At 37.1% G+C, this 6,037-nt stretch carries 7 protein-coding genes; 6 read left to right on the top strand and 1 reads right to left on the bottom strand.

Annotated features, from left to right (window positions below; translation table 11 throughout):
* The coding region (locus tag ACIQ0D_RS11005) for a hypothetical protein (RefSeq protein ID WP_395805561.1) at positions 1 to 414 on the top strand (414 nt) is incomplete at its 5' end.
* Between the two features lie 36 nt (positions 415 to 450).
* Here ACIQ0D_RS11005 and ACIQ0D_RS11000 read toward each other — a convergent pair.
* Positions 451 to 1,380, bottom strand: a complete 930-nt coding sequence (locus ACIQ0D_RS11000) for a GDP-L-fucose synthase family protein (protein WP_395805559.1) — start codon at positions 1,378 to 1,380, stop codon at positions 451 to 453.
* Positions 1,381 to 1,435: 55 nt separating this feature from the next.
* Between ACIQ0D_RS11000 and trmB the strand changes: the two genes are divergently transcribed.
* From trmB to polA, 5 genes are all read left to right on the top strand, one after another.
* Positions 1,436 to 2,086, top strand: a complete 651-nt coding sequence (trmB, locus tag ACIQ0D_RS10995) for a tRNA (guanosine(46)-N7)-methyltransferase TrmB (protein ID WP_395805557.1) — start codon at positions 1,436 to 1,438, stop codon at positions 2,084 to 2,086.
* Complete coding sequence (locus ACIQ0D_RS10990; RefSeq protein WP_395805555.1) at positions 2,087 to 2,428, top strand: MGMT family protein; 342 nt, start codon at positions 2,087 to 2,089, stop codon at positions 2,426 to 2,428.
* A gap of 24 nt (positions 2,429 to 2,452) precedes the next feature.
* Positions 2,453 to 2,797 carry a carboxymuconolactone decarboxylase family protein gene (locus ACIQ0D_RS10985; RefSeq protein ID WP_395805553.1) on the top strand — a complete coding sequence of 115 codons (345 nt, stop codon included), beginning with the start codon at positions 2,453 to 2,455 and terminating at the stop codon, positions 2,795 to 2,797.
* Between the two features lie 56 nt (positions 2,798 to 2,853).
* Positions 2,854 to 3,423, top strand: coding sequence for a DNA-3-methyladenine glycosylase I (locus tag ACIQ0D_RS10980; RefSeq protein WP_395805551.1), 570 nt, complete (start codon positions 2,854 to 2,856; stop codon positions 3,421 to 3,423).
* A gap of 30 nt (positions 3,424 to 3,453) precedes the next feature.
* Positions 3,454 to 6,037: DNA polymerase I (gene polA, locus ACIQ0D_RS10975; protein ID WP_395805549.1), on the top strand; the 2,584-nt coding region annotated here is incomplete at its 3' end.

Here is a 6,037-nt window from a genome sequence, read left to right as displayed (position 1 = left end):
GAAATTGAGCGCTTAGGTCAGGTCCGTGTAGAAATGGAGACTGATCTAAAAATTGAGGTAGAAAAAATCACGACTAAAATCACGGCCCCATTCCTTCTTTTAAACAAGTTAAGTCAGTTTTTAGGCATTAGTAAAGGAAAGGAAGAAGGTAAAGATGAAGGCGACTGGGTATCAAGTATCTTCCGTATCGGATTACCTGTATTGATGAATAAATTTATTTTTCCAAAATCTGGTTTTCTCATGAAAGCCTTATTAGCATTAGTTACGCAAAATGCAGCAAAAGCTTTTGACAAAGATTTCATGGGTAAAATGATAGATAAAATCAGTGATTGGCTAAAAAAGAGTGGTGGTAAGCGTAAAAAAGATCCCGAAATGGCAGATTATGGTATTCCACCAGATAGTGAAACATATTAAAATAAAACCCCTTTTGATCAATCAAAAGGGGTTTTTTTATGCATGGTTTTTAAGGAAGTCTTGATAAACAAGCTTTATTCCATCTTCTAATTCTATTTGATGTTTCCAGCCCTTAGCATGAAGTTTTGAAACATCCATCAGCTTGCGAGGTGTGCCATCTGGCTTTGTGGTATCAAAAACTAAATTGCCTTCAAATCCAATAACCTTCTGAATTAATAAAGCCAAATCCTTTATCGAGATATCGCTACCTATACCAATATTTATAAAGCCAGGCTCATTGTAGTTTTGCATTAAATAGAAACAGGCATTCGCCAAATCATCAGAAAATAAAAATTCACGCTTCGGACTCCCAGTACCTAAAATTATGACCTCCGAAGCAGAATTTACCTTTGCCTCATGAAACTTTCGAATTAAAGCAGGTAAAACATGTGCATTTTGAGGATGATAATTATCACCATAGCCATATAAATTGGTTGGCATTACTGAAATAAAATTGCAAGCATACTGTTCGCGATAAGCTTCACACATTTTAATTCCCGCAATCTTGGCAATAGCATAAGGCTCATTAGTAGGCTCGAGTAATCCGGTAAGTAAATACTCCTCTTTTAAGGGTTGTGGCGCCATTTTAGGATAAATACAGCTTGATCCCAAAAACATAAGCTTCTTAACCCCATGAACATACGACTGATGAATCACATTCATCTGAATAGCCAAATTTTCATAGATAAAATCAGCTTTATAGGTACTATTTGCCAAAATACCGCCCACCTTAGCAGCGGCCAAAAACACAATTTCAGGCTTCTCTTCAGCAAAGAAATCGGCAACAGCCTGCTGATTTCTAAGATCAAGCTCCGCAGAAGTTTTAACCAGTAAATTAGTATAGCCCTCGGCCTCCAACTTACGTAGTATGGCAGAACCCACCATGCCTCGGTGCCCTGCAATATATATTTTTTGTCCTTTTTCCAATATTATAGAGTATTCAAGCAAAGATAAATTATTTTTACAGGCTTTAAGACAAGAAATGGGTAAGGATAAACTAAAACGCTTTGCTGAGATCGCTACATTTGATAATGTGATCGAGCTTGATAATGGAAAAATATTAAAAAGCCAGTGGGCACAAACGCATTTTAAGAATAACAATCCAGTAATTCTTGAATTGGGATGTGGAAAAGGCGAATACACCGTAAATCTGGCACGTCTTTTTCCGGAGATTAACTTTATTGGTGTTGACTATAAAGGAAATAGGATATGGAGGGGAGCCAAGACAGCCATTGAAGAAAATATTCCAAATGTTGCCTTTTTAAGAATCCAAATAGAAAATCTATTGGATTATTTTACTGAAAAAGAAATCACTGAAATCTGGATTACTTTTCCAGATCCTCAACCTCAAATTAGTCGGGAAAAGAAAAGACTCACATCCCCAAGATTTTTAGAAAAGTACAAAACAATTTTAAAAAACGGAGGGCCTATACACTTAAAAACGGATAGCGACCTTTTATATGCCTATACCAAAGAGAAAACTGAGGAATTAGGATTAAAAGTACATGTAATTACCAACGATCTTTATAAATCTGATTTGGTAGATGAAGTGCTTTCAATCAAAACTTATTATGAGAAGAAGTATCTTGCTCATGATAAGAACATTAACTATTTAAAGTTTAGCTTCGAATAAATGGAGAAACTTGGTTTTTATGATCAGGTTTATCAGGTAGTTAGACTGATACCTAGTGGAAGAGTGAGCTCTTATGGTGCCATTGCATCGTATTTAGGCACGAGAGGTTCAGCAAGAATGGTTGGTTATGCCATGAATGCGGCGCATAGTGTTTTTCCGCCAGTGCCAGCCCAAAGAGTGGTGAATAGAAATGGTTTACTAACAGGTAAATTCCATTTTGGATCAGAAAATTTGATGCAGCAACTATTGGAAAATGAGGGTATTAGGATTGAAAATGATAAAGTTTTAGATTTCAAAAATATCTTTTGGGATCCTAACTTTGAACTCGACATGAACAAATAAAAATTTAAAATAAATTATAAGGATATGGGAAAAATGGTCGAAGAATTCAATGCTTATCGCACTAAAATGAATGACCGCATCATGGAAACGGCCGACACCAATATCAAGCGATTTTTAGCACTTGATACCACCTGTTATGCCGAAGGAGCATTAAATGTAAAGACAAAAGAAATGCTTGGTCTTGTTGCATCCATGGTATTACGCTGCGACGATTGTATAAAATATCACCTCGGCAAATGCCATGAAGAAGGAGTTAGCCATGAGGAAATGAATGAGATTTTCATGATTGCAAATTTGGTTGGCGGGTCAATTGTTATTCCTCACTACCGTAGAGCACTTGAGTATTGGGATGAGCTTAACAGCAAATAGCCCAATTAAAAACTCATTTTTGGAAAATATTAATTTGTCTATTTAGATTCTAAGCCTTGGAGCAAAGTAAAGATATAGTCCGATGTTCATGGTGTGGCTCCGACCCACTTTATGTGAAATACCATGATGAGGAATGGGGAAAACCCGTTTTTGATGATAAAATCTTGTTTGAATTTCTTATATTAGAGAGCGCCCAGGCAGGATTAAGCTGGATTACTATCTTAAGAAAACGTGAAAATTACCGAAAGGCATTCGCTGGTTTTGATGCTCAAAAAGTTGCAAGCTTTTCCGAATTGGATGTAGAGCGATTATTGCAAGATGAAGGGATCATTAGAAATAGATTAAAAATTTCTTCATCCATAAAAAATGCCAAATTGTTTTTAGACATTCAAAAAGAGTATGGTTCATTTTCAGAATTTATTTGGGGATTTTTACCCAATAAAAAGCCAATTATAAATTATTGGACTGATCATAAATCGATGCCAGCACGTACAGAAATTTCTGACCGCATCAGCTCAGACATGAAAAAACGGGGCTTTAATTTTTTTGGTACTACCATCTGTTATGCATTTATGCAGGCTACAGGAATGATAAATGATCATATTGAAGGCTGTATAGCCAGATAAAACGGGATGATTCCCAAAATAAAAACACCAATGAAAAAACTATTTCTTCTAGATGCTTTTGCGCTAATCTATCGGGCACATTTTGCGCTAAGTAAAAATCCTAGGTTCACGTCTAGCGGACTAAACACTTCTGCCATCATGGGTTTCACAAATACCCTGCTTGAGGTTCTTAAAAAAGAAAATCCAAGTCACATGGCCGTAGTATTTGATACCGCAGCACCAACTGAGCGCCACACCGATTTTGCCGATTATAAAGCACATCGTGAAGCTATGCCAGAGGATTTATCGGCCGCAATTCCATACATCATCCGATTAATTGAAGGGTTTAACATTCCTGTAGTTTTTGCAGATGGATACGAAGCCGACGATTTAATAGGAACATTAGCTAAAAAAGCCGAAAAAGAGGGTTTTACAGTCTATTGTATGACACCAGATAAAGATTTTGGACAGCTGGTTTCAGAAAATATTTTCATCTACAAACCCGCAAGAATGGGTAATGGAATGGAAATTTTAGGGGTGAAAGAAATCCTTGAAAAATGGGAAATTGAACGTGTTGATCAGGTAATCGATATTTTAGGTCTTTGGGGCGATGCGGTTGATAATATCCCAGGGATTCCTGGAATTGGTGAAAAAACTGCTAAACTACTCATTAAGCAATATGGCTCCATTGAAAATATCATCAAAAATAGTCACGAGCTGAAAGGTAAATTAAAAGAAAACGTTGAAAATTTTGCTGAACAAGGACTGATTTCCAAGAAGCTTGCCACCATCCTACTTGATGCCCCAGTAGAGCTTGATGTGGATGCTTTACATATTGATGAACCTAATCGCGATGTCCTTGAAGCGCTTTTTGCCGAACTTGAATTTAGAACCTTAGGCCGTCGTGTGTTTGGGGATGATTTCCAAGTTGATGTCAAATCGGCAGCAGTAACTAACGGTCAGATGGATCTTTTTGGATCTAATAATAATCCAGCTCCGGTACAAGTTCAGGAACAAAATGAAGCTCCCAAAATTTTAAAAAATATAACTAATACAAGTCATAAGTATGATTTAGTAGATACTGAACAAAAAAGAAAGGAATTAATCGCAGAATTAGCTAGCCAAAAATCCTTCTGTTTTGATACGGAAACTACTGGACTGGATGCAAATGATTGCGAACTTGTTGGACTTTCATTCAGCGTGAAAGCTAGTGAAGGTTTTTACGTTCCCCTTCCGGCCGATCAAGAAGCTTGTGCGAAAATTCTAGAAGAATTTAAATCTGTTTTTGAAAATTCGCAAATCGCGAAATACGGACAAAACCTCAAATACGACATTTTGGTGCTAAATTGGTACGGTATTCATGTGCAGGGCGAACTTTTTGATACCATGCTTGCCCATTACCTTATCGATCCAGATTCGCGCCACAACATGGATTTACTAGCCGAGAATTACCTTCATTATACGCCAGTAAGCATCACCAGCTTAATTGGTCAGAAAGGTAAAAATCAGGGTAGCATGCGCGATATTGATGTGGAACTGGTAAAAGAATATGCTGCAGAAGATGCAGACATCACCCTCCAATTAAAAAATACTTTTGAGCCTTTACTTAAATCATTAAATGCCTGGAAGCTGGCTGAAGAAATTGAAAATCCATTGGTTTATGTCTTAGCAGATATTGAGCGCGAAGGTGTAAAAATTGATCAAAACGCACTTGCAGAAATTTCAAAAACTCTTGAAATAGATTTAAGACAGTTAGAACAAAGTATTTACGAAAAGGCCGGTGTTAAATTTAATATCGCTTCTCCTAAACAGTTGGGTGAAGTGCTATTTGATAAGCTAAAGCTTGATCCATCAGCAAAGAAAACAAAAACCGGACAATACCAAACCGGTGAAGATGTTTTAAGTAAGCTGGCCAACAAAAGTGATATTGTTGCTGATATTCTTGATTTTAGGCAATTACAAAAGCTTAAATCAACCTATGTAGATGCTCTACCTCAATTGATAAATAAGAAAACGGGTCGTATACATACTTCTTATAATCAGGCAGTTGCAGCCACTGGAAGGTTAAGTTCAAATAATCCCAACCTTCAAAATATTCCTATTCGCACCGATCGTGGAAAGGAAGTAAGAAAAGCTTTTATTCCAAGAGATGAAAACCATGTTCTACTTTCTGCCGATTATTCTCAAATTGAATTGAGAATTATTGCAGAAATCAGCGAAGACGAAAATATGATGGAAGCCTTTGTTCAAGGCCATGATATTCATACCGCCACCGCTGCCAAAGTATATGGCGTTAGTCTGGAAGAAGTGACCTCCACACAAAGAAGAAATGCAAAAGCAGTAAACTTTGGAATTATTTATGGGCAGTCGGCATTCGGACTTTCACAGAACCTCAGCATACCACGAAAAGAAGCGGCAGAAATCATTGAAAACTACTTCAATACCTATCCAGGAATAAAAAAATACATGAGTGATACCATGAATTTTGCCAGAGAAAATGGATACGTGCAAACAATTATGGGCCGCAGACGTTATCTAAGAGATATCAATTCGGCAAACCAAACGGTACGCGGTTTTGCAGAGCGAAATGCGATCAATGCTCCAATTCAAGGTTCGGCAGCAGACATGATTAAAA

The organism is Daejeonella sp. (assembly GCF_044342615.1).
GTDB lineage: Bacteria > Bacteroidota > Bacteroidia > Sphingobacteriales > Sphingobacteriaceae > Daejeonella.
Note: the sequence above shows the minus strand (reverse complement) of the source record. Positions and strands in the feature narration are given on the sequence as shown.